Source organism: Wolbachia endosymbiont (group A) of Chalcis sispes (assembly GCF_964026765.1).
Lineage (GTDB): Bacteria > Pseudomonadota > Alphaproteobacteria > Rickettsiales > Anaplasmataceae > Wolbachia > Wolbachia pipientis.
Map to the genome: position 1 here is coordinate 223737 of NZ_OZ034697.1, position 22742 is coordinate 246478.

Here is a 22742-nt window from a genome sequence, read left to right on the forward strand (position 1 = left end):
ATATTGTATAATGCTTATTCTTAAGTTAAGAGGTGATTTATGGATTTAAGTAAAATAACAGCGGGACCAAATGCGGTGAATGTGGTAATTGAAATAAGTGCAAATGCTGAGCCTGTAAAGTATGAATTTAATAAAGAGTTTGGGTTGTTACAAGTTGACAGATTTTTGTCTACCTCAATGACTTATCCTTGCAATTATGGGTTTATACCAAATACCTGCGCAGGTGATGGTGACCCTGTGGATGTTTTGGTGCTAACTCAATTTTCCTTAGCATCTAGTGTTTTAATATCGGTGCGTCCAATAGGTGCATTACTCACTAAAGATGAAAAAGGAGAAGATGAGAAAATATTAGCTGTGCCTGTTTCCAGTGTTGATAGCTATTATGACAATATAAAGGACTATTCTGATTTATCTAAAAGCCTACTAGATAAAATTGCTCATTTCTTTTCTCATTATAAAGATCTAGAAAAGGGAAAAACGGTAGCAGTTGGAGAATGGGTTGGTATAGAAGAAGCAAAGAAAATCATTGAAAAAAGCAGAAATTAGTTTGCATTGATTTAGCCTGGAATTACAGTTATTCGGAAAAATGTGGTTGTTTTTAATGGGTAAATATTGCAATTAAAAGCATTAGACAGGTGGTAGAGGTCTTGGTATTATATAATCTTTAGGTTCTAAATTTGGAAGGGTGGCCGAGCGGCTGAAGGCGGCGGTTTGCTAAACCGTTATACGACCCAAAAGTCGTATCGAGGGTTCGAATCCCTCTCCTTCCGTATACTGTTTTTAGCACGGTTTAAATTCGCTATATTAGCCTGTTTACCTGATCTTGTTGTAATGTTTTTTTTATTTCCGTCTTTAACTATTAAAAAGTTGGCTAGCATTGACTCAGTATTTATTATAGAATTGGTTATTAACTAAATAACTTTGCTTGTATGTATAGAATACTAATTTTACTGTTAATAGTGTTGCCACTTAGGTTGCTTGCAACCGAGATTGAAATTATTGCAGATGTAAATGGTGAACCAATTTCAAATTTAGATATCGAAAAGCGCATCAACTTTATAAATTCATTGTTTGGCACTCAAAGCGTTAATCAAAAAGAAGCAAAGCCTCAAGTTCTTAGGGAGCTAATAGAAGAAATTATCATTATCAATGAAGCGCAGAGGCTGAATATAAAATTGAGCAACGAGGAGTTAGATAATGCTGTCATGTTATTTTTAACCCAAAGTTTTAAACTTAAGGCTAATGAAGTTGATCAATACATAGAAAAGCATAATATAGATCTTAGTATTTTAAGAAAACAAATAAAATGTCAGTTACTGTGGAGCAAAATTATTGAAGTAAGAATTGTGCCATTTATTAATATAAGCGATAAAGAAGTAAATGATGTAAAAAGGCAAACAGAAAAGCCGGATTATCTTATCACGTTCCAAGAGTTTATAATTCCTGATCAAAAAGACAAGGACGTTTATGGTATAGCTGAAGATTTAGTAAAAAAATTACGCAACAGTAATAACCCAGAATCTCCAATAAAGATGCGTAAAGCAACAGTTAATTTAAGTCAGCTAAAAGGAAAACTCAAGAACGTTTTAGAAGGATTAGAAACCAGCGACATAGCAGGTCCATTCAGTTTTAGTGAAGGTTACTCTGTTATAAAAGTAATAGATAAAGTACAACTTAATCATGCACTGCTGGAAAGCACTTTAAAATTAAAACAGATTGTGGTTGAAGGTTCAGAAAGTTTATTAGATAATCTCAAGGAGCAAAAAGTTAATTGTTTAAATTTTGATAAATTGGCAGATAATTTTAAGTTGCCAAACGCAAAGGAATTTGAAATAAAAATGCGAGATTTAAATCCTGATTTACAGATTTTATTTAGTAAAACAAGTGTGAATGAAATAGTAGAATTGAGAGAAAATGGCACTGCAAAGTTGATGATGTTGTGTGATATCAAGAGTAATGCAGCGGATATAGAAGCAATTAAACAGCAGATGTACCAACAAAAGATTATGATACAAAGCAACTTGTTATTGGATATTATACGTAAAAGTGCAGCTGTCAGTTATCGGTTTAGTTGAAGTCAGAGAGTGTCCTTGTCTCTGTCTTTGTGTGCCTTTATTCTACAAAATTTCAAAAAATTTGAACAAATGTAGTTAAAGTAGCACATGAAGAATATAATGCTAATTGGTGGTGGAGTTGGAAATGCAGTGTTATTTTCGATAGGGAAGGCATGTCTTGAAAATAATAACAAGGTTTTGTACTTTGCTGGCTATAAGAAGTTAAGTGATGTATTTAAACGAGCACTGATAGAGCGTGCATCAAATGCAGTAGTTTGGGCATGTGAAGAAGGATTGATAGAAACAAGCAGAGATCAAGATAAATCCTTTCATGGTAATATAGTTGATGCAATAGTCTCTTATCAACAAGGAAGATTAGGTATTAATTTGAACGTTATAGATAAAATTATCACTATTGGTTCTGACAAAATGATGAAAGCTGTGAATGAAGCTAGAAAAACAATTTTAAAGCCATATCTAAAATCAGGCCACATAGCAATATCATCAGTTAATTCTCCTATGCAGTGTATGATGAAAGAAATCTGCGCTCAGTGTGTGCAGCAACACATAAATGCGAAAACAGGAGAAAGGAGTTTTGTTTATAGTTGCAGTAATCAAGACCAGGATATGGAGTTTATTGACTTTGACTTTTTAAGTGAGCGCTTGAAGCAAAATAGTTTACAAGAAAAACTTACTGCGAAATGGATAGATCATGTTCAAAGATATTAAACAGCACAAAAAGGAAATAAGAGAGCAATATAGAGCTATAAGAAAAGATATTGATGAAAGTTATTCCAGTTATGCAACAAATTCCCTTATTAATCTCTTTAATCAGAACTTAAGCTACGTTAAAGGCAAAACAATAGCAGCTTACATTCCAATGGACGGGGAAATAAATGTTGTCCCTTTGATGTGTCGTTTGCTCGATTTAGATTATAAAGTAGCAATTCCTAATAAAAATAAGTTACTAAAATTTGAGAAATGGAACGAAATAAATGAAGATGTAATTCCCGACACAATCATTACTCCTGTTATTGCTTTTGATGATCATTTTAATAGATTGGGTTTTGGCGGTGGTTGGTATGATACAATGATAGAAAAACTGCGGCCACTTGGAAAAATATTTATAGGTGTAGCCTATGAGAAACAATATTGTAAAGATTTACCTGTAGAAAAACATGATCAAAAATTGGATATTATAATCACTGAGATGTGTGTTAGATGTGGAAGTGGATTGCTCAAAAAAGTGGATAAAAAGGAGTAGCGTAACCCCACTTTCTGATAGTAATTTTTGCGTAAAAAAATGCATCAACTTGGTCCTGTGATTCCTCCTTCACTCACTCGTGCAGCACTTGAAATACCTAAGTGAGAAGATGGCTTCATTGCTGCAACTTTCTCATCAACAATTTTTTCTACCTCCTCTATTTTACCCTCACCAATGGCCATAATTTTAGATTGAAATTTCTCCATAAGTTCCTCAAGTGCTTCCTTATCACTTTCATAAGTACTAGTACCTTTTTCTCTAAGCTTTTTCATGTCATCTTCTGAAAAATTTTGAATAGTTCCATTCTTTACTAACTCTTGTATAGCAGATCGCTGCCCTTCATTTTGAAGCATGCCTATGACCTTTGCTTTACTCTGGGCGTTTTTTATTTTTTCACCTTCTTCGGACATATTATAGCCTATAATCTCTTGAGCCAAACTGTTGTATAATTTACTAAAGTTATTTTTTTTGGCCCAACCTCAGGCAATTTATCCCCTAAATTTTTAGATAAACTTTTCACTGCTTTTCCTGCATCAATCGCACCTTCTTTTATTTTTTCCCCTGCCTTTCCTATACCTATTCCTACATAACGTGCTCCAATACCTACAAGCGCTATTAATGTAGCAAGCACAATAAGCGGAGAAAATGCTACTCCTAATACCATTCCAGCAGAAGCTATTCCTATTTTTTCATTTGCAGAGGCTGATTTAAAATAATTGACTAGATTATCCAGCGGACCTTTATTATTATTTATAACATTACTTATTGCTTGTTGGTTAACAGATTCTAACGCCTCTTCTATTATTTTTGAGTTAACATTTTCAGAAGTTAAACCTTCAAGCGCTTCTTCAATGAATTTTATAAATAATTCTTTGTTGACCTCCTTTTGCAAGCCTTGGTCATTAATCGCTAAACCTAAATCTTTGAGGTTCATCCCTTTAACTTGTTCTGATAGGGTTGTAAATAACTCTTTTTTCCCCTCTTGTGAGGATTGTGCAATACTTTCTATTATATCTGAAATAGCTTTTCTTAGTTCTGGATAGTCAGTGTCAAAAAACATACTATTGCTAGATTCCATATTCAGCTTCGTTGATTATAAATATGCCTAATTATACATACTAATCATTAATTATATTATAATTGATATAACACACCCCTTTCCAAATATGGAATTTGTATTAAAATATCTAGATTATATGAAATCAAGGTACTTTATGGGTGAAAAAAAATTAAAAGCTGCTGTGGTCTTATCAGGGTGTGGTCACCTTGACGGTGCAGAGGTAAGAGAAGCGGTTTTAAGTTTGCTTGTGCTTGATCAGCAGGAAGTGGATGTTAAATGCTTTGCACCTGATATCAATATCACACAAGTTATGAATCATAGAACAAAAGAGGCAACAAAAGAAAAAAGGAATGTACTTGTGGAAGCAGCAAGAATCGCAAGAGGCGAAATATATGACTTAAAAGAAGCCAAAGCTGAAAATTTTGACATGCTAGTTGTACCTGGTGGATACGGGGTTGCGAAAAATTTATCTGACTTAGCTGAAAGTAAAGACATGGTGACAGTAATGCCTGAATTTGAAAGATTAGTTTTAGAATTTTTTGTTACAAAAAAGCCAATAGGAGCGATATGCATATCTCCAGCCATCATTGTTTCAATTTTAAGTAGCAAGATAGGTAAAGAAGAAAGTAAGGTTAAGGTAACTATAGGAGATGACAGAGAACAGTTGATAGAAAGGCTTGGCGGCGAGCACATAAAATGCGATACAGAGTTATCAATAGAAGACGAAGAACATAATGTATTTTCCTGTTCTGCTTATATGCGTAGCGACGAAAGTACATACTCTGTATATCAAGGGATAAAGCATATGATTGACAGCATGGTAAAAAAGATTAACAAAAAAACTAAACAGCCATTCCTATAAGGTGTACTAAATAAGACTTCTCTATTAATCACACAATTAACTGTTGAATTTTACATTTCTAGCTGTATTATGGCTACGTAGCTAAAGTAACTTAGGTTTATCGACGCTTTACTACTTGTTAGCGGCGTGGCGTAGGGCTGCACTAGCTATATATATTTAGCTCTTTTTTTATAAACGCAAGGTGTTTTATATGTCAGACCTTTTCTATATTGAAACTACGTGTTGTGTGGATAGTCAGTGTGATGTCTATACGGGGGAAGTGAGTTTTAATGATGTCATGTTAGGCAAGTTCAGTCTAAATTCATGCAGCGGGAAAGAAGCTATGATAAATCTAGACGTTATTACATTCGATATTAATATCGCTATTGATGGTCAAAATGGAAAGACAATAAAAAGAGACCTTAAAGGTCTTGAATTTATAACTAAAGATGATGGTTCTTGGTATATTAATAAGGATTTTGGTAATGATAAATTTGAAATTATAGTAAAGCAATCATAATTTTACATCTCAGGTGTAACATTTAGTATAGGTGCTACTCTATTTATAATGTTTCTTACTATAGGTGCAGCAATTACTCCCCCGGTATGGTGCATCCCTTGAGGCTCATCAATAGCAATTAGCACTATGTACCTTGGGTCAAGCATAGTTAGCACTCCTATAAATGATGCTATGTTTGCATCTTTGCTATATTTACCATCTACAACTTTTTCCGCCGATCCAGTTTTTCCTCCTATTGAATATGCCTTTATTTTTGCTTTTCTGCCAGTGCCATCTGTTACTGCTGCACGTAATAATTTTCTCATTTCCCTGGAGGTTCTTCTTGAGATAATTTGCTCTCCTATACTTCTTTTATTCAACATCAAGGTTGCGTTATGAAATATCCCATTATTGATTAATGCTGCTGCAGTTTGTGCAAGATGTATAGGAGTTACAGCTATGCCATAACCATAAGATGCTGTTATTAAAGTGTTTTCACTCCATTTATCCGGGACTATCGGTGTGGATTTTTCTGGTATTTCTATTTTCAAAGGAGAAAATAGCTTCATAGCTTTAAAGTATTCTACCTGTTTTTCAATACCTAATTTGACTGCAATTTTTGCTGCACCAATGTTGGATGATTTTACGAATATATCTTGCACAGTAATTTTTGGAATTTTAGATTTGTGAAAATCCTGAATTTTATACTTTCCAATGGTGATTGGTGTTGATACGTCATATAAATCGCTAGTTTTTGTAGCGTTCGCATCAAGCGCTGCGGCTATTGTAAAGTATTTTAATACCGACCCCATCTCATATACCCCAAGACTGGCGCGATTAAACTTTTGTACGTCTTCTGCCTTATTCTGTAAGTTGGGATTAAAATCAGGTAGGCTGACCATCGAGATAACTTCACTATTTCTCACATTTAAAACAATTCCTACTCCGCCAAGTGCCTGATATCTGCTTACAGCTTTAGTTAGCTCTTCATGCACTATGCTTTGCACTCGTGTATCTAAGGATAGTATTATGGGCTTTTCTTGCTCATTGTTTTTACTTATATACGCCTCAACTCCTGCAATACCATTGCCATCTATGTCAGTGTAACCAAGCACGTGTGAAAATAAATTACTGTGAGGATATATACGCTTTATGTCGTCATAAAAATTTACTCCTGGTACACCAGCGTTTTTGATCGCTAGTAATTCTTTTGGAGTCAAGTGCCGCTTTATCCAAGCAAATTTCTTTTCTGAAGTAAGTACTCTATATAAGTTCTTGTATTCGAGGTCATGCAAAGTAGAACACAGTTGTGCTGCTATACTTTCCGGATTCTTTACTTTGGTTGCATCTATATATAGTGATGTTGTGGGCACATTTGTTGCTATTACCACTCCATTTCTATCTAAAATATCAGGTTGTTTATGTACTATATTATCTTTTCTAAAATTTTCTGAAGTAGTAGGTTGATCAAATGTTAAAGAGAATATGCGAAAAATAATTATTATATAAAATATAAATAATGGTACTATAAAACACAGTGAGCGGAGCTTATTTTTAAGTAATGCTTGCATATTTACTTGATTTGACAAAAATGGAAATCATCTTAGCTGAACCACGAGGTTTTTGTGCCGGGGTAAAAAGAGCTGTGGACATATTAGCTATTACTTTAGAAAAATATAAAAACGAGCGCCAAGTTTATGTGCTACACGAAATTGTTCACAATAAATATATAGTAGAGGACTTTAAGAGACAAGGAGTGGTTTTTGTGAACAGTATCGAGGAAGTTGAAGATAATGGAGGAATACTGATCTTCAGCGCACACGGAGTATCAAAAAATATAGAAGATGAGGCAAAAAGAAAGGGTATTCAAGTGATTGATGCAACATGTCCTTTAGTTAGCAAAGTACATAAAGAGGCAAAAAGGTATGAAAACAGTGGTAAAGAATTAATTCTCATTGGGCATGAAAACCATCCAGAAGTTAAGGGAATTAGGGGAAGAGTAAACAATCCTATCACTTTAGTGCAAACTTTGCAGGATGTATATGATTTAAAGGTTAAAGATCCAGATAATTTGTCTTATGTTACACAAACTACGTTAAGCATCGACGATACCCGTGACATTATTGCTGCCTTGAAATTAAGGTTTCCAGGCATAACAGGTCCAGATTTAAAGGACATATGCTATGCAACGCAAAACAGACAAAATGCTGTTAAAAAGCTAGCTGAAATTGTAGACATGGTATTAGTTGTAGGAAGTAAAAATAGCTCAAATTCAAACCGCTTATTAGATCTGTGCACTGCCAGAGGAAAAAGAGCCTACTTGATTGATAATTACAGCTGTGTGAATAAAAGCTGGTTTCAGGGCGTAGAAAAGATAGGAATCACTGCAGGTGCTTCCGCTCCTGACATATTGGTTGATGAATTAATGGACTACCTAAAAGTAAGCATGAATGTAGAAGTTTCAGTTATGCCAGGTGGTATTATTGAAAATGTTCAGTTTAAAATACCGAATCTGGTTTAAAACACAACTTATCTACTAAGCTTCTCTTGAAATCACACAAACCAGCATCTATAGCTAAGACGTCATACCGCGATTCATTAGACTTCTTGCATAACCATATAACAAACTTTTATTGGGAATAGAAACGAAAAAATTACTTTACAAGCTTCGCCAGCCCCCTTATCATTGTACTGAAGGTATTCAGTTATCTTCATCTGTGCAGATTAAACAGCAAGAAAACAACGTAGTTGGCGTCTTATTTTTAATTTTTTGCACTATGTGCACCTTATGTCTTCACAACATTTTTGGGTTTTTACCTATATAAGCTGAAACGCGCTTATAAGTCGTTTAAGACAGTATAGTACGCCAATTTGCAGGATTAGAGAGTGAACACTAATTACCACGGGGTTTCTTTTGCCTTTTTTTCTGCTTAGTAAATTTCTTAAACATTTAAGCTAAGGTTAGTTGCACTTAAAAGCAGCTAAATTGCAGCGTTTAAGACTTAAAAAAACGCAAAGAAACCCTAGGGTAGCTAATTATTCACTATCCATTTTTTAAGTTGGCGTTTTTTGATGTTTTAAATAGCGTATTTCAGCTTGTGTAGCTAGAAATTTGATAAAGACATGAGGTGCACATAGTGCAAAAAATTAAGCATGATTTACGCCAAATACATTAAGTTTTTTTGTCATTAATCCACTGCAGAGATTGCGAAGATAAATAAATAGCTTCAGTTTCATGATAAGGGGGCTGGCGAAGGGTGTCAAGGAAGTTTTTCGTTTCATCCAATGCGCTGCCAAAAGTTTGTTATGCAAGAGATCCCATAAATTGGGTGTCATAATAACTACACCCACATTAATTTTGGTGTACGTGACCTTGAAAGATCGTGATTCAATACTTAAATTATTAGGGTAGTAGGCAAATAATGGAGCTCAAAATGCATAATGTACAAGAAACTGAAAATTTAAAATTTGACGCTGAGGTAGGGAAAGTACTGAATATAGTGATTCATTCACTTTACACCAATAAAGACATTTTTCTGCGTGAATTAATATCAAATGCATCAGATGCATGTGATAAGTTGCGCTATGAATCTCAACTAAACCCTAATTTGCTAGATTTGAGTGACGAATTAAAAATCACTATCAGCTCCAATAAAGATAAGAACGAGCTATATATCACTGATAATGGCATTGGAATGAATAGACAGGATTTAATAGACAATCTTGGTACAATTGCAAGCTCTGGTACGCAAAAGTTCTTGGATGCGATTAAGAATAGCAAGGATTCAAGCCAAACTGTGGAGCTGATTGGGAAGTTTGGTGTTGGTTCTTACTCAAGCTTTATGGTTGCATCAGAAGTAATAGTAGAATCGAGAAAAGCTGGAGAAGAGGAGTCTTGGATCTGGCAATCCAAAGGAGATGGGGAATATTCAATCAGCAAGTCAGATAATCAAGTCCCTCGCGGAACCAAAATTACGCTCATTATGCATCCTGAAGAAAACGAGTTTTTAGATAAATTTCGTGTTGAAAATATTGTCACTACTTACTCTGATCACATAAATTTTCCTGTTGAATTTATAGACGAAGAAGGAAAAAGTGAAAAGTTAAACAGTAAGGCTGCAATTTGGACTAAGCCAAAAAATGACGTTACTCAAGAGGAGCACAACGATTTTTTCCGCAGTGTTGCTCACGTTGGCGGGGAGCCATGGATGATATTGCATAATAAAAATGAAGGTGCAATAGAATATACAAATTTGCTTTATGTTCCTTCTATAAAACCTTTTGATTTATTCCATCCAGATAGACGTTGCTCTGTGAAGTTATATGTAAATAAAGTATTTATCACTGAAGATAACGTACAGATTATACCACAATACTTGCGTTTTCTGAAAGGCGTGGTTGATTCACCGGACTTGCCTCTTAATATCAGCAGAGAAACGCTGCAGAATAATCGTGTTGTTGAGCAGATCAGAAAATCTCTCACTAAGCGTGTGATATCAGAGCTCGGTAAAAAGGCAAAAGAGAATTTAGAGGAATATACAAAATTCTGGACCAATTTTGGTGCAGTATTAAAAGAGGGTCTTTGTGAAGCTATGCCAACTGATGAGAGGGAAGCGCTGCTCTCGATTTGCAGATTTCATAGTACTGGTGATGAGAAATTAGTCAGCATTGATGACTACATAAGCAGAATGAAGCCTGAGCAGGAACATATCTATTATCTCACCGGAAATAGCCTCGATTCAGTGAAAAACAGTCCGCAACTTGAGGGATTCGTCAGTAAAGGACTAGAAGTGCTCCTATTTGTTGATCCAGTTGATGATTTCTGGACTAGCGTGATTCATGAATATAAAGATCAGAAAATCAAGTCTGTAACCCGCGCAGATGTTGATTTGGAAAAATTCTCTTCAGAAGAAGATAAGACAGATGAAGAAAATAAATCGAATGGAGAAAAAACTGAGGAAAATACGGATCTTATATTGCAATATTTTACCACAGTGCTCGGAGATTCAGTAAAAAGCGTAAAAATTTCCAAAAAATTGACTGATAGTCCCGTATGCCTAGCGGTTGATGAAGGTGCTATGGATCTTCGCATGGAGCGTTTTTTGCGTGAACAAAAGCAGCTAAATTACCGCACGCCAAAGGTGCTTGAAATTAACACTAAACATCCTGTAATAAAAAGTATAATGAAATCCCATGCTGAAAATGGTGAAAACCCAACATTGGAGGACATGATTCATTTATTATTTTACCAAGCTTGCATCGTGGAAGGTGAAGAGATGGACAATGCAAGCCTGTTTGCTAAGAGACTGAATAATTTGCTTGGCAAGATTTCTGTTTAATGCTATACTTAGCTTAGCTGTTAATTAGGGGTAAAACATGTTTGGTCCAGATTTTAGAGACTGTGTATCACAGGATACAACTTCACATGGCCAATCAAATCCTGAAAGATTAATCAAAAGTTGGCATGGTTTTGAAAAACCAGATTCTGAAGATTCAGGTATTGAAGAAGAGTTTGAAGTTTTAGATAGCGAAAGTCAAGAGATACCAGCTACTCCATGCAGTACATTTCCTGAAGATCTAAGTTTAGAGAATGCAATACTTGCAAACTTTCCTGATGGTTGTGATAGGTCGTTTACTGTAGAGTTAAAAGATGAAGATTCATATGGTATCATTCCTAAAAACTTAACTTTTGCTGAGATTATAAATATCTTAAATCAAGCTATACAAGAAGATAATTGTGAAGAATTAGACAAGGTTGTACAAAATATTGAAGATTATGAAGGCAGGTCTATTACGCTGGATAATGAAAATCTCAAAGATTTCTGTTCAAATCAACTTAATTTGGAGTTACAAAACGGAAGCAACCATCAACATATATATTCAAATGTACTATCACAATATAAATTTGATCAAGAGGGTTTCAAGTATGATTATTCAGTAAAAGAATTGGTACTATTGGCAATTGCAGCTAATGACAAGCTAGTAGAGCAATATCAGGATTTTCTTTTTGCTGAAGGAAATTTAAGTCTTTTACCTCTCCTTGTTGGTGGTCAAAAATATATTGAAGCTTTTATAGAAAAATTCCATGGTACCGATGGAGTTTATGGAAGATTAAAAGATCAAACTATACAACTTGTCGAACCTAATAAGATTGGTTTTTTCTCAGTTATAGCATTAAGAAAAGAGCAAGAATTATTAAATGCAGTTTTTGTCGAATACGTTTTAAGAGATTTTGGACAGGTGTTAAAAACAAGTAATCCTGATTCTTTGTATGGTGTGCTTGAAACAGCGTCTCTGATCAAAAATGAAGAATTCATCACGATAGTGCTGGGTGCATTTGAAAAATATATTAATAAGCTAACTAAAAAAGCCTCAACAGAAGAGTTATTAAAAAAGAGTTTTGTTACTTTATTAGAAACTGCGATAAGCCAGGAACACACATCTGTCATTGAATACCTGTGCAAACGATACACTAATAGTGCAGATCATGCCATTTACGATGTATATGAACAAGCATTTGCGGATGATAAAGTTATTACAATACTAGGGCAACAAATCCTGAAAAACATAGGAGCTCGTGGCAGAAAAGAAATTTATGATTTAATTCTGAAAACTGCATTGGATGCTGGTAATATTGCATTTATCGAGCACTTGTGTGAAAAATGTGCTAAATGCAGCAATGATGTTATCGGCTATCTCAATCAAAAATTTAAAAATAACGAATTTGATGAAATATATGAATCGATTCTAGTTGCATTGTCTAATACTGGAAGTCAAAACATTATAGCCAGTGTTCTAGCTCATGTTCAAATTTATCAAAGCATACCCAATAATAAACAGCAAGTAGTCAGGCAAACCATACAAAGTATACTGAGAAATGCTATAAAAGAAGCTAATTGTGAAGTTGTTGTACTCTTATGTCAGCATGTTGACCTAAAATTCTCAGCTCTTCAGGCAATATACAAGGAAGAATTTGAGAAAGTTTTACCAGTAGTTGCAGAACAGCTTGAAAAAATAAGTATGGAACTTTCTCCAAGTATGACTCGTAATGAGTATCAAAAAAATAGAGATACTTTGAGTCATCTATATCTAATTAGAAATTTGTTAGAAAGTAGTAAATTAATCAATACTTCCAGTAAAGCAAATATACATACACAAGCGAATACACAAGTTAATAAAAGAAGCAGCAGTGATAATGCAGTATCACCTGTTATAAAAGGCGATACGGCTGTAGTAAATGAAGAGAATAACAATCAACCAAGCAGTCAAAGAAACCCAAAATCCAAAAGTGCTGGCAGTCAACAGACAGAAAAAAATGTTCTTGCAGGGGAGGAAGAAAATGCTATCTTAAATAACACAGGGGTTTCAACGCAGGAGCCTTTAATTAATAATTTTGAGGAGGGTGAAATCAAAAAAGGCAGCGGAAAAAAAGGTGTTAAGCAACTTGCCAGTCCTGTTAAGAAAAAGATTGATGGACTTATAAGCAAAACCAGTACTAACTCAAGAGAAGAACTCGAAAATATTCTAAAAAGTAACTCTCCTACTCTTGTACTACAATATGTAAAAAATAAAGAAGGTCCCTTTAAGGGTAAAGTAGAAGAAATTAAAAAAGAAATTAAAAACCATAATACAAAACAATGTAATGTTAATATTTCACTGAACAACGATTTGCCAAATTCAGGAGACCAATCTACAAGTTCTAATAATACCGGAAGCAATAGTACACTTACCACAACTCCAGAAATTACGGGTTGTGAAAAGAAGTTGGGGGTAAGTGAAGTTTCTTCGAATGCTGACAATGTGTCTACAATTGGAGGTGTTATTAACAGTAAGGAAAAGCCTGCAGCAGTAGAAAAAACTAGTGCTATAAACAATCAATCAACCTCTATTACTGCAACACAAAATACGCAAAAGAGTAAGTGGCCTACCATAGCTACATGGACGTTAGCAGTAGCTGGAGTTGTTTCAGGAGTAGCTATTGCAGTTTATTTGGAAATGCTAGCTGCAGGAATAGCAGTTGGAGCTTGTTGTCTGGTTGCTGCTGCAGTTATATACTGCTGTACACCTAAAAGCCAAGTTGAAAACAACAAGGTTGACAAACCTTTCAACACGAAGGAAGCATCTACTACCGTATCTGTATAATAAATATTGTAGTTTACCATTTAATAATTTGTTATAATTGTATTAATTATTAGTGAATAAAAACTTGGTAAACTACGAAGAAATATTCTTAAACAAAATCAAAGATATAAAAGATGAGGGGCGCTACCGTGAATTTACGCACTTTGCGTCATTGCCAGGTAGGCTCCCCCACATTATGGACTATGAAAGAAATAGGGAAGTAATAGTCTGGTGCAGTAATAACTATTTGGGAATGTCACAAAATGAGAGTGTAATTGCCGCTATCCAAAATTCATCTGTTGGCGCTGGAGGAACAAGAAATATATCTGGTACAACAAAAGAGGTTGTCGAACTGGAAAAATCCTTAGCTTGTTTGCATAAAAAAGAGGCTGCTTTAACTTTTGCTTGTGGCTACCTCGCTAACCAGACAACACTTAGCACTTTATCGTCTGTTATTCCGGGCGTAGTAATTTTTTCAGACGAGAAGAACCATTCTTCGATGATAGAAGGCATAAAATCAGGAAAAAGGCCAAAACATATATTTAAACACAATGATGTTAATCATCTAGAGCAGTTACTCAAGTCTATAGACAAAAAGACACCAAAAATAATAGCACTTGAATCCGTATATTCAATGGATGGCGATATAGCGCCGCTTGAAGCGATATGTGATCTTGCAGATCAACATAATGCAATTACCTATTTGGATGAGGTGCACGCAGTTGGCATGTATGGTTCACATGGTGGCGGAATTGCAGAAAGAGAAGGTCTGATGGATAGAATAACCGTTATTCAAGGTACACTATCAAAGGCTTTTGGAGTGATGGGTGGGTATATAGCGTCTTCAAAGAGCTTGGTAGATGTAATAAGAAGTTCCGCTCCAGGATTTATTTTTACCACTGCTATGTCGCCTGTTTTAGCAGCGGCAGCAAAGGCAAGCGTTGAGCACCTAAAATCGAGCAACATTGAAAGGGAAAAGCAAAAGCAAGTCGTTGAAAAAGTAAAAAACTCACTGAGAAATGCAGGAATTAACTTCATTCCAACAGAAACTCATATAATTCCAATAATAATTGGCGACCCAGAGTTATCCAAAAAAGCATCAAAATTATTATTTGATGAGTATGGAATATACGTTCAACATATAAATTACCCGACAGTTCCAAGAGGAACTGAGCGTTTCCGTATTACCCCTACACCTTATCATACAGATGAAATGATAGAGCATTTAACAGAATCTCTTGTAAAAGTTTTCGAAAAATTGTCTATCCCTTTAGCCTGTTTATGCTATAGCTAGTACAGCCCTACGTCATACCGCGATTTATTCGCGGTATCTCAGCATGGATTCCGCTAACAAGTAGCGGAATGACGAGTTTTACGCTTATCAAATTGTAGGTAAACATAAATTACTTTAGCTATAGTTTTATATCTCCAGCAATGATTAGCCCGTTGTCTTCCGTTAGCCTTCCACCGCTTTCTTGCAGAAAAAGTCTACCGAGCAAGGCTTTATATTTGTTAACTCCAGAGTAAACTGTTCCTCTGTGCCTTCCTGCTGCAAGGTATGCAAAGCCTAAAATTGTTGAACCTATGGAGCGTACATTACTATTACCAGGCAGCAATTTATTTAATAAATTACCACTTACATCTATTAGACCCCCTTCACGGCTTTTCACTCGCATTTTTATATGACGAGATCTAAAATCCTCAAGAAAAGCACCTTTCTTTTCTTCTGCCCAAAAAGTTTCTCTAAGAGCCGGAGCATCAATTACAGCCGCCACAACTTTATTTTTATGAATGAGACAGACTGATACTGCAAAATAAACCATACAACTGGAAAAGTTCTCCCTGCCCTCTATAGGCATAATAAACCAGGTATAAGTGTCATCTTTTACTTCTTGATCAGTATCATCTTCGGAAATAAACCCATAGTCTCGTTTGTAGTCGTGCAAGCAATCGTATATGGTTTGCTTGGATTTTGAATAAGTTTTATTAATAAAGTCTGCTGATTTAACATTAGAAATTTGCAATTCATTAAAATCGCGCATAAGCTGCCTGGAAGCATTACGCACAGAATCAAGCATCACATTAATTCGTGGTGATGAGATGGACATTCTTCTTTTTACTCTTTCACTCTTTCATAATAGCTGTCATCTGGAGTATATACTACAATTTTATCCTCTTCTTTTATAAACTGAGGCACGTTAACGCGCATTCCGTTTTCCAAAATTGCAGGCTTATAAGAAGCAGTAGCAGTTTGTCCTTTAATAACAGACTCTGTTTCTTTCACAGCAAGTGTAACATAATCAGGCACATGCGCAGAAATTATTTTGTCTTGATAAGCTACAACTTTAATTTTCATGTTATCCTGTAAATAAATTTTTTTTTCTCCCAATAAGTCCAAATTTATAGTGATTTGCTCGTAATTACTTGGATGCATAAGATTTACAATGTTTCCTTCAGTGAAAAGGTAAACATATTCCTCTTCATCTAAAATTGCCCTTCTGATTGTTGCATCAGAACGAAATCTTTCATAGTGTTTTGCTCCGGTTTTGATGTTTTTCATTTCGGCTTGTATGTATGCACCACCTTTACCAGGTTGAGTATGCATAATACCTACAACCAAAAATAATCCGCCGTTATGTTCCAACACCTGACCTGGTCTAATATCGTTAGCTCTTTCTGCCATAATTACATTTTCAGTTTGATCTTACAATTATAAATAGCTTTATATAAATATCAAAGTCTTTATTAGTCAATAAATTCTGGTATATTTAATACTATATACCTCCCCTTTATATTTATATGTGGAAATATCTCTTTAGTGAAAGACAGCATAATACGTTTTTTTGTGCTGATAACTAAAATTTCTAATATATCCCCTGAGCCGAAATTATACACAGATTTTACATAGCCATATAATTCATTACTTTTCAGCCTTACTTCCATATCTACAAGGTCACTTTGGTAAAATTCATCCTCATCATTTAGCTCTGGTAACTTGCTTCTTTCTATATATAGCTTCTTATTCCTTAAAAGCTCTGCTTCATTACGGGAATTTACTCCGCTTATTGTAGCTATTACTAAATTATCACCTATGACGGATACTGAGTCTATTTTATAATTCTCATCACCACTTATTAGCTTACCATATAAGGAGATATTTTCAGGCTTTTCAGTAAAGGTTTTTACTTTAACAGCTCCTTTAATTCCGTGAGGAGAGGTAATAATTCCTAAGCATACCAGATTGTCGTTCATATTAATGCAAGTATCTAATCAGAAGATTTCTCAGATAAATATTGAGTCAAAATCTCGATGCCTTCATCAATCTCTTTTTCAGTGATAATGAGTGGAGGTAAAATTCTCACAACGTTATCTGATGTTACCCCAACAGTAAGCAAGCCGCGATGACTTAACTCTTCTGCAAACTTTTGATTGTCTGCTTTCACTTTTATTCCAAGCATTAACCCTTTCCCTCTTACTTCCTCTATTATTGGAAATTTACTTGCTAAGTCTTCTAGTTTATTTTTTAAGTATTTACCTCTAATTTCAACATTTTTCAAAAAGCCGGGGCTGAGCAATTCTTCGAGCACAGCATTACCTACTGAGGTTGCAAGCGGATTGCCACCAAAAGTGGAACCGTGCATACCAACTGCCATATATTTAGCAGCCTTTTCAGTTGCAAGACAAGCCCCCAGCGGAAACCCCCCGCCTATTCCCTTTGCAAGAGCACATATATCAGGTTCCACTCCTATATGTTCGTATGCGAATAATTTTCCTGTCCTACCAGCACCGCATTGTACGCAATCAAAAAATAACAATATGTCATTTTCATCACACAGCCTTCTTAGTTCTTTCATAAAGACTTCATTCATTACTTTGATACCACCTTGCCCTTGTATTGGTTCTATTAATATAACGCCTATACCACTTGAAATTGCTTTCTTTACGCTCTCAATATTGGGCTCGATGTTATCACACCAATCAATGTAGGGATTTAGTAATTCAGAAAATTTCTGTTTATCGTTTGTAGCACAAGTTAAAAAGGTTCTTCCATGAAATGCACCATGAAATGTTAAAATTCTGTGACGATTTTTATTGCCTTTTCCATTTTGATAGATCCTAGCAATCTTAAGTCCACATTCTACTGCCTCTGATCCAGAATTTGAGAAAAATACAGTGTCAGCGAAACTATTGTTTATTAATTTTTCTGCAAAATTATTGGCAGCAGGTATATTATAGGTATTTGATATATGCCATAATTTTTCTCCTTGCAATTTAAGAGCACTAATTAATCGCGAATTAGTGTGACCTAAGCTACTAACGGCTATTCCGGAGTGAAAATCTACGTAGCGCTCACCATCAACATCATATAGGTAGATACCTTTGCCATGAGAAAAATTTATATTAACAGGAGAATAAACTGGCAAAATAGGAGAAATTGTCATAAAATATTATATGCTAAATTTTATTATTAATAACATAAAAGCCGTTGTTTCGCAATGAGTAAGGATATGTATAAGATAGGTAAATTAATGTTTTCTGCACTGGGGAAAAACAAATACACAAAAGTTATCGCATTATTCTCATCAATTTTTATGATTTTATTCAGTGTGATATATTGTAATTATTTACTAAGGAGTAATTTCCTTTCTTCTTACCGTGATTCAAGTGTAAACTTAAAAAGCGTACTGGAAAATGGCATAATAAAAAAATACCATTATTTACTAATAGAAAAGCATCACATTAAATACAAAAATTTTGACTACATAAACCAACTAGTAAAACTACGTGCTGAATTATTACAATCAGTGAGCAAAGTAAAGGATTTCAGCTTAATACTGTATGATCAAAACGGCAGAATAATATTCAGTAATTTTAACACTCAAGATTATGATTATGAACAGTTACTTACAAACGATGAAATTGATAAACTATTAAGTAACCAAGAAATATTTTATACTACAGGAAATACATTAACTTCTATTTTCCCTATATTCCATGAAAATAGCGCTAAACCGTCGTTTTTTTTGAAGATTCTTCGAAGCTACAATAATTCTTATGTTATAGCATATGGCCTATTTTTAGGCTTATTATTAATAATTTTAATATTAATAATGTTCTATTTGCACTTTTCTAATACCAAAATGCTGGCCAAGCAACATAAAACTAACATTGAATTACAGCAGATAAAAGAGGCATTAGAGCAAGAAAATGCAAACAAGCTAAAGTTTTTTGCAAGCGTTACACATGAGTTACGCACACCTCTTAATGCTATTATTGGATTTGCAGAGTTGATCAAAAATGAAACTTTAGGTTCAATGGATAACTCTCAATACAAGGAGTATGCAGACGATATATATAATGCAGGGACGCATTTACTTGCTTTAATTAACGATGTGCTCGATTTTTCTAAAGCTGAATCAAGTAGTTTAACAGTAGAAAAAGTGAAGTTTAACCTGAACAAAATAATGGATTCATGCATAAATATGCTATTACCTAAATTAAGAGAAACTGAGATTAATTTAAAAAAAGAGATACCTAATAAGCAATTATTAGTTATTGCAGATCCTAAGAGAATGAAACAAGTTATAATAAATTTATTATCAAACTCAATCAAATTTACCCCAAAGGGTGGTTTAATAAGAATGGTGGTAAAAGAAAATATAGAAAAAAACTTATTAACTATTGAGTTTCATGACAATGGAATAGGGATAATGCAGCAGGACATATATAAAGTTATGTCTGTTTTTGGCCAAGCAGATTCGGGGTATAGAAACGAAGGTACGGGCATCGGATTGCCGCTAAGCAAGAAATTAGTAGAGTTAATGGGTGGAACTTTTGGCATTAAAAGTGAAGCAAAACTTGGTACTACGATAACATTGAACTTCTTTTATGAAGAACAAACATGTGAAGATTCGATTGATTTTTAATAGGATCTATTTGATATGGCCTTACATCAGACGAAAACCACACTTTATCAAAAGCGGCAAGCCGAGAAGGTAGGCAGAAATTCATCAATAAGCCCCCGTCAAGAATCTTATCTGTTAGCTATATATAAAATTTGATACTCTGACTACAATATACTACTATAGATAGAAGTGTTATTAATGGAGCAAGGTATGGAATTAGCAGTAGGAAATAATGCACCCGATTTTAGCTTACCAACAGATTCTGGTGAAAATTTATCACTGAGTGAATTTTTTGATAAAAAAAATGTAGTTCTTTATTTTTATCCTAAAGACGATACTCCGGGTTGTACAATGGAGGCAAAAGGCTTTAGAGATAAAATAGATGATTTTTCTTTCCTTGACACAGTGATAATTGGTGTATCAAAAGATAGTGTTAAGTGTCACACTAACTTCAAAGCAAAATATTCTCTGCCGTTTTCTTTAGTTTCTGATGAGAATGCTGAAATGTTGGGAAAATATGGTGTTTGGGTAGAGAAAAGTATGTTTGGCAAAAAGTATATGGGAATAGAACGCACTACTTTTTTAATAGATAAAAAAGGTAAAATAGTGAAGATCTGGAAAAATGTAAAAGTTAGTGGACATGTTGATGAGGTTCTGGAAGAAGTAAAGAGAATATAAACTAAAGAATAGGTTAATGGCTACCCATTGCTACATAAAAAAGCTGAAATTACATAATTTTCGTAGCCACTCAAACTTTGAACTGGATTCAGATGATAGCTCAGTTGTAATAACTGGCGAAAATGGTATTGGTAAAACTAATATACTTGAAGCAATCTCGTTGCTTGCTAAAAGCAATGGAATGAAAAAAGCAAAAGCCAGTGAGATACAAAATAGATTCAGTAATGAAGATTGGGTAGTGCACTATGATTTTTTTAATGGAACGGATTTTAATTCAATTGGTATCGCAAAGAGTTTTGATAAGAAACTAATACAAATTGATGGAAAAACGCAATCGAGTTATTCATCTTTGTATAAGATATCCAATGTAATATGGCTGATTCCACAAATGGACTATGTTCTTCTTAATTCTCCAAGTGACAGATTAAAATTTTTAGACCGTATAGTCTCACTGTTTGAGGAAAATTACACTTGCTGCTACATGAAACACAGAAAAGCTAAACGTGAGCGAAGTAAACTGTTGAGAGAGAACACCTTGGACGAAAATTGGCTCTCTAGTCTTGAAAACATAATGGCCGTTAATGCAGTTAGTATTTTACGTATGCGATCGTCTGTTTTAAAGACACTACAAGACACAATTGATAACCATTCCAGTGAGTTTTTTCCGAAGGCAAGTTTGAAATTCAGCAGCCAGCTAACTTTGGACGATACTGCAGAATATTTTCAGAATCGTCTAAAGGAAAACAGAGAAAAAGATTCATTGACTGGTAGAGTAACCTTTGGTGTGCATAACGATAATTTTCGGGTTTTTTGTCAAAAAAGAAACGTACCAATAAATCTGTGCTCCACTGGAGAACAAAAGTTATTACTGCTTTCTATTATTTTATCCAGTGTAAAAGCAAGGTGTATTCATTACAATAAGGCACCACTTCTTCTGCTTGACGATATAATGTCTCATCTGGATAAACATTACAGAAAGGCGTTAATAGAGGAAGTGTTAAGTATTCAATGTCAAACTTGGATAACTGATGTAAATCAAGATAATTTCAATAGCTATCTTTATTCTTTCAAGTTTTTTGAATTATCAAATGAATTAAATGCAAAACTTCCTTGACAAACCTCGCCAGCCCCCTTATCATGAAACTGAAGCTATTTATTTATCTTCGCAATCTCTGCAGTGGATTAATGACAAAAAACTTAATGTATTTGGCGTAAATCATGCTTAATTTTTGCACTATGTGCACCTCATGTCTTTATAAAACTTCTAGGTTTCTACCTATATAAGCTGAAACGCGCTTATAAAGCGTTTAAGACAGTAAAAGACGTCAAATAGACAAGGGAGAATTTGAATACTAGCCACCCTAGGGTTTCTTTGCCTTTTTTTTCGCTCAGTAAATTTCTTAATGTTTATAATTTAGATTAGTTGCGGCTTAAAAGCAGCTGAATCGCGGTTATTAAGCGTTTAGAATAAAAAAACGCCATACTTGAAAGTATAATGTAAGTAATTAGCCAACCACGGGGCTTCTTTTGCCTTTTTTTTCATTTGGTAAATTTCTTAATATTCATAGCTAAACGACAACCGTTATTCCGCTGCTTGTTAGCTGATGAGATACCGCGAATGAATCGCGGTATGACGGTATGCGGCGGCATGACGATAAGCCTTGTCATTCCAGCGCGTGACGCTGGAATCTAAACTTTAACTGATATGATTACAGAAAGAGAATTTATTAGGTATTCATAGACACTGAAAGTGGTCAGCTTGACCACTTTCAAGTAAAGAAAACTACGTTTGTGCCTCCAATAATTTCTATTACTTATTCGCTACTGCACCGTCTTTACAAATCACACCTCCTGGTGTTATTTTTGAAACGACTACAGGAGCGCCAAAAAACACAGCAGTGAATGCACCGAGTGCAAAAAGCGCTGGCCATGGCATTCTGCCAAATATCGCAAGCAAAGCTGCACCTATTATCACTATTGTGATCATCGGCCCACCTATGCCGTGAGTATAGCCTATTATCTTGCATATCACTGATGATGTTGTATCATTTTCATCAACAAAAGCGTTGGTGGTGGTGTTGGTGGTGCCACCACTAGTATTAGCATTTGCATCAAACGCAAAGGAGAGAATTAACGCCACAAGTAGAAGAAAATTTTTCATTACGCCTCCTATAATTTCTGTTTCATGTTTGATTATCTATCGCTTTGATTAAATTTAAGTAAATGGTGAGGGTTCTAGTAAATTTGTCATCCTATCAGTTTATAAAAATTCCCGGATCTCAGTGTTATTCACTTGGACAACATTTATACAATTGTGGA

The 22742-nt window shown here is 34.6% G+C and carries 21 protein-coding genes and 1 tRNA gene; 14 read left to right on the top strand and 8 right to left on the bottom strand.

The genetic code is table 11. From position 1 onward, the window contains the following. Positions 1-39 precede the first annotated feature (39 nt). The 5 genes from ppa to AAGD72_RS01155 all read left to right on the top strand — a co-directional run bounded on the left by ppa (position 40) and on the right by AAGD72_RS01155 (position 3318). Entirely contained in the window at positions 40-546 is a 507-nt protein-coding gene (ppa, locus tag AAGD72_RS01135; protein ID WP_341814912.1) for an inorganic diphosphatase, read from the top strand. 133 nt (positions 547-679) lie between these two features. Next, positions 680-770: transfer RNA gene (locus AAGD72_RS01140), tRNA-Ser, on the top strand. Positions 771-929: 159 nt separating this feature from the next. After that, the gene (locus AAGD72_RS01145) at positions 930-2075 is read left to right on the top strand and encodes a SurA N-terminal domain-containing protein (protein ID WP_341814913.1); all 1146 of its coding nucleotides are present in this window, start codon (positions 930-932) and stop codon (positions 2073-2075) included. Positions 2076-2162: 87 nt separating this feature from the next. Beyond that, complete coding sequence (locus AAGD72_RS01150) at positions 2163-2783, top strand: oxidoreductase (protein WP_182309699.1); 621 nt, start codon at positions 2163-2165, stop codon at positions 2781-2783. Further along, the gene (locus tag AAGD72_RS01155; RefSeq protein ID WP_341814914.1) at positions 2767-3318 is read left to right on the top strand and encodes a 5-formyltetrahydrofolate cyclo-ligase; all 552 of its coding nucleotides are present in this window, start codon (positions 2767-2769) and stop codon (positions 3316-3318) included. The genes AAGD72_RS01150 and AAGD72_RS01155 overlap by 17 nt, the downstream gene beginning before the upstream one ends. A gap of 44 nt (positions 3319-3362) precedes the next feature. On the opposite strand, the gene AAGD72_RS01160 is transcribed toward AAGD72_RS01155, so the two are convergent. Together AAGD72_RS01160 and AAGD72_RS01165 are read right to left on the bottom strand one after the other, a co-directional pair. Then, the gene (locus AAGD72_RS01160) at positions 3363-3755 is read right to left on the bottom strand and encodes a hypothetical protein (protein ID WP_341814915.1); all 393 of its coding nucleotides are present in this window, start codon (positions 3753-3755) and stop codon (positions 3363-3365) included. Further along, on the bottom strand, positions 3737-4396 hold the full coding sequence (locus AAGD72_RS01165) for a hypothetical protein (protein ID WP_341814916.1): 660 nt from the start codon (positions 4394-4396) through the stop codon (positions 3737-3739). The genes AAGD72_RS01160 and AAGD72_RS01165 overlap by 19 nt, the downstream gene beginning before the upstream one ends. A 136-nt stretch (positions 4397-4532) precedes the next feature. Between AAGD72_RS01165 and elbB the strand changes: the two genes are divergently transcribed. Further along, positions 4533-5240: an isoprenoid biosynthesis glyoxalase ElbB gene (gene elbB / locus AAGD72_RS01170; RefSeq protein WP_341814917.1), complete on the top strand. Its 708-nt coding sequence runs from the start codon at positions 4533-4535 to the stop codon at positions 5238-5240. A gap of 190 nt (positions 5241-5430) precedes the next feature. Beyond that, a complete protein-coding gene (locus tag AAGD72_RS01175) occupies positions 5431-5739 on the top strand; it encodes a hypothetical protein (protein ID WP_341814918.1) in 309 nt (102 codons plus the stop codon). Between the two features lie 2 nt (positions 5740-5741). On the opposite strand, the gene AAGD72_RS01180 is transcribed toward AAGD72_RS01175, so the two are convergent. Further along, positions 5742-7289, bottom strand: coding sequence for a penicillin-binding protein 2 (locus AAGD72_RS01180; RefSeq protein WP_341814919.1), 1548 nt, complete (start codon positions 7287-7289; stop codon positions 5742-5744). 20 nt (positions 7290-7309) lie between these two features. On the opposite strand from AAGD72_RS01180, the gene ispH reads away from it, so the two are divergent. The 4 genes from ispH to hemA all read left to right on the top strand — a co-directional run bounded on the left by ispH (position 7310) and on the right by hemA (position 15133). Next, on the top strand, positions 7310-8239 hold the full coding sequence (ispH, locus tag AAGD72_RS01185) for a 4-hydroxy-3-methylbut-2-enyl diphosphate reductase (RefSeq protein ID WP_341815105.1): 930 nt from the start codon (positions 7310-7312) through the stop codon (positions 8237-8239). Positions 8240-9152: 913 nt separating this feature from the next. Continuing rightward, positions 9153-11057 carry a molecular chaperone HtpG gene (gene htpG / locus AAGD72_RS01190; RefSeq protein WP_341814920.1) on the top strand — a complete coding sequence of 635 codons (1905 nt, stop codon included), beginning with the start codon at positions 9153-9155 and terminating at the stop codon, positions 11055-11057. Between the two features lie 37 nt (positions 11058-11094). After that, positions 11095-13860 (top strand): hypothetical protein, encoded by a 2766-nt coding sequence (locus AAGD72_RS01195; protein WP_341814921.1) that lies wholly within the window; start codon positions 11095-11097, stop codon positions 13858-13860. A gap of 64 nt (positions 13861-13924) precedes the next feature. After that, a complete protein-coding gene (gene hemA / locus AAGD72_RS01200; protein WP_341815106.1) occupies positions 13925-15133 on the top strand; it encodes a 5-aminolevulinate synthase in 1209 nt (402 codons plus the stop codon). Positions 15134-15251: 118 nt separating this feature from the next. Here hemA and AAGD72_RS01205 read toward each other — a convergent pair whose 3' ends face one another. From AAGD72_RS01205 to AAGD72_RS01220, 4 genes are all read right to left on the bottom strand, one after another. Next, entirely contained in the window at positions 15252-15947 is a 696-nt protein-coding gene (locus AAGD72_RS01205; RefSeq protein ID WP_151807552.1) for an inositol monophosphatase family protein, read from the bottom strand. An 8-nt stretch (positions 15948-15955) separates the two neighbouring features. After that, positions 15956-16522 carry an elongation factor P gene (gene efp, locus AAGD72_RS01210; protein ID WP_012673415.1) on the bottom strand — a complete coding sequence of 189 codons (567 nt, stop codon included), beginning with the start codon at positions 16520-16522 and terminating at the stop codon, positions 15956-15958. Positions 16523-16584: 62 nt separating this feature from the next. Further along, positions 16585-17091: a ribosome maturation factor RimM gene (gene rimM / locus AAGD72_RS01215; RefSeq protein ID WP_006279718.1), complete on the bottom strand. Its 507-nt coding sequence runs from the start codon at positions 17089-17091 to the stop codon at positions 16585-16587. 14 nt (positions 17092-17105) lie between these two features. Next, complete coding sequence (locus AAGD72_RS01220; protein WP_065094478.1) at positions 17106-18281, bottom strand: aspartate aminotransferase family protein; 1176 nt, start codon at positions 18279-18281, stop codon at positions 17106-17108. Positions 18282-18347: 66 nt separating this feature from the next. Here AAGD72_RS01220 and AAGD72_RS01225 point away from each other — a divergent pair, with 66 nt between their 5' ends. The 3 genes from AAGD72_RS01225 to recF all read left to right on the top strand — a co-directional run bounded on the left by AAGD72_RS01225 (position 18348) and on the right by recF (position 21537). Next, a complete protein-coding gene (locus tag AAGD72_RS01225; protein ID WP_341815107.1) occupies positions 18348-19766 on the top strand; it encodes a HAMP domain-containing sensor histidine kinase in 1419 nt (472 codons plus the stop codon). A 189-nt stretch (positions 19767-19955) separates the two neighbouring features. Further along, a complete protein-coding gene (bcp, locus tag AAGD72_RS01230; RefSeq protein WP_007548671.1) occupies positions 19956-20423 on the top strand; it encodes a thioredoxin-dependent thiol peroxidase in 468 nt (155 codons plus the stop codon). A 16-nt stretch (positions 20424-20439) separates the two neighbouring features. Beyond that, complete coding sequence (gene recF / locus AAGD72_RS01235; protein ID WP_341814922.1) at positions 20440-21537, top strand: DNA replication/repair protein RecF; 1098 nt, start codon at positions 20440-20442, stop codon at positions 21535-21537. A 696-nt stretch (positions 21538-22233) separates the two neighbouring features. Here the strand turns inward: recF and AAGD72_RS01240 are convergent. Continuing rightward, a complete protein-coding gene (locus tag AAGD72_RS01240; RefSeq protein WP_341814923.1) occupies positions 22234-22584 on the bottom strand; it encodes a TrbC/VirB2 family protein in 351 nt (116 codons plus the stop codon). Positions 22585-22742: the final 158 nt, after the last annotated feature.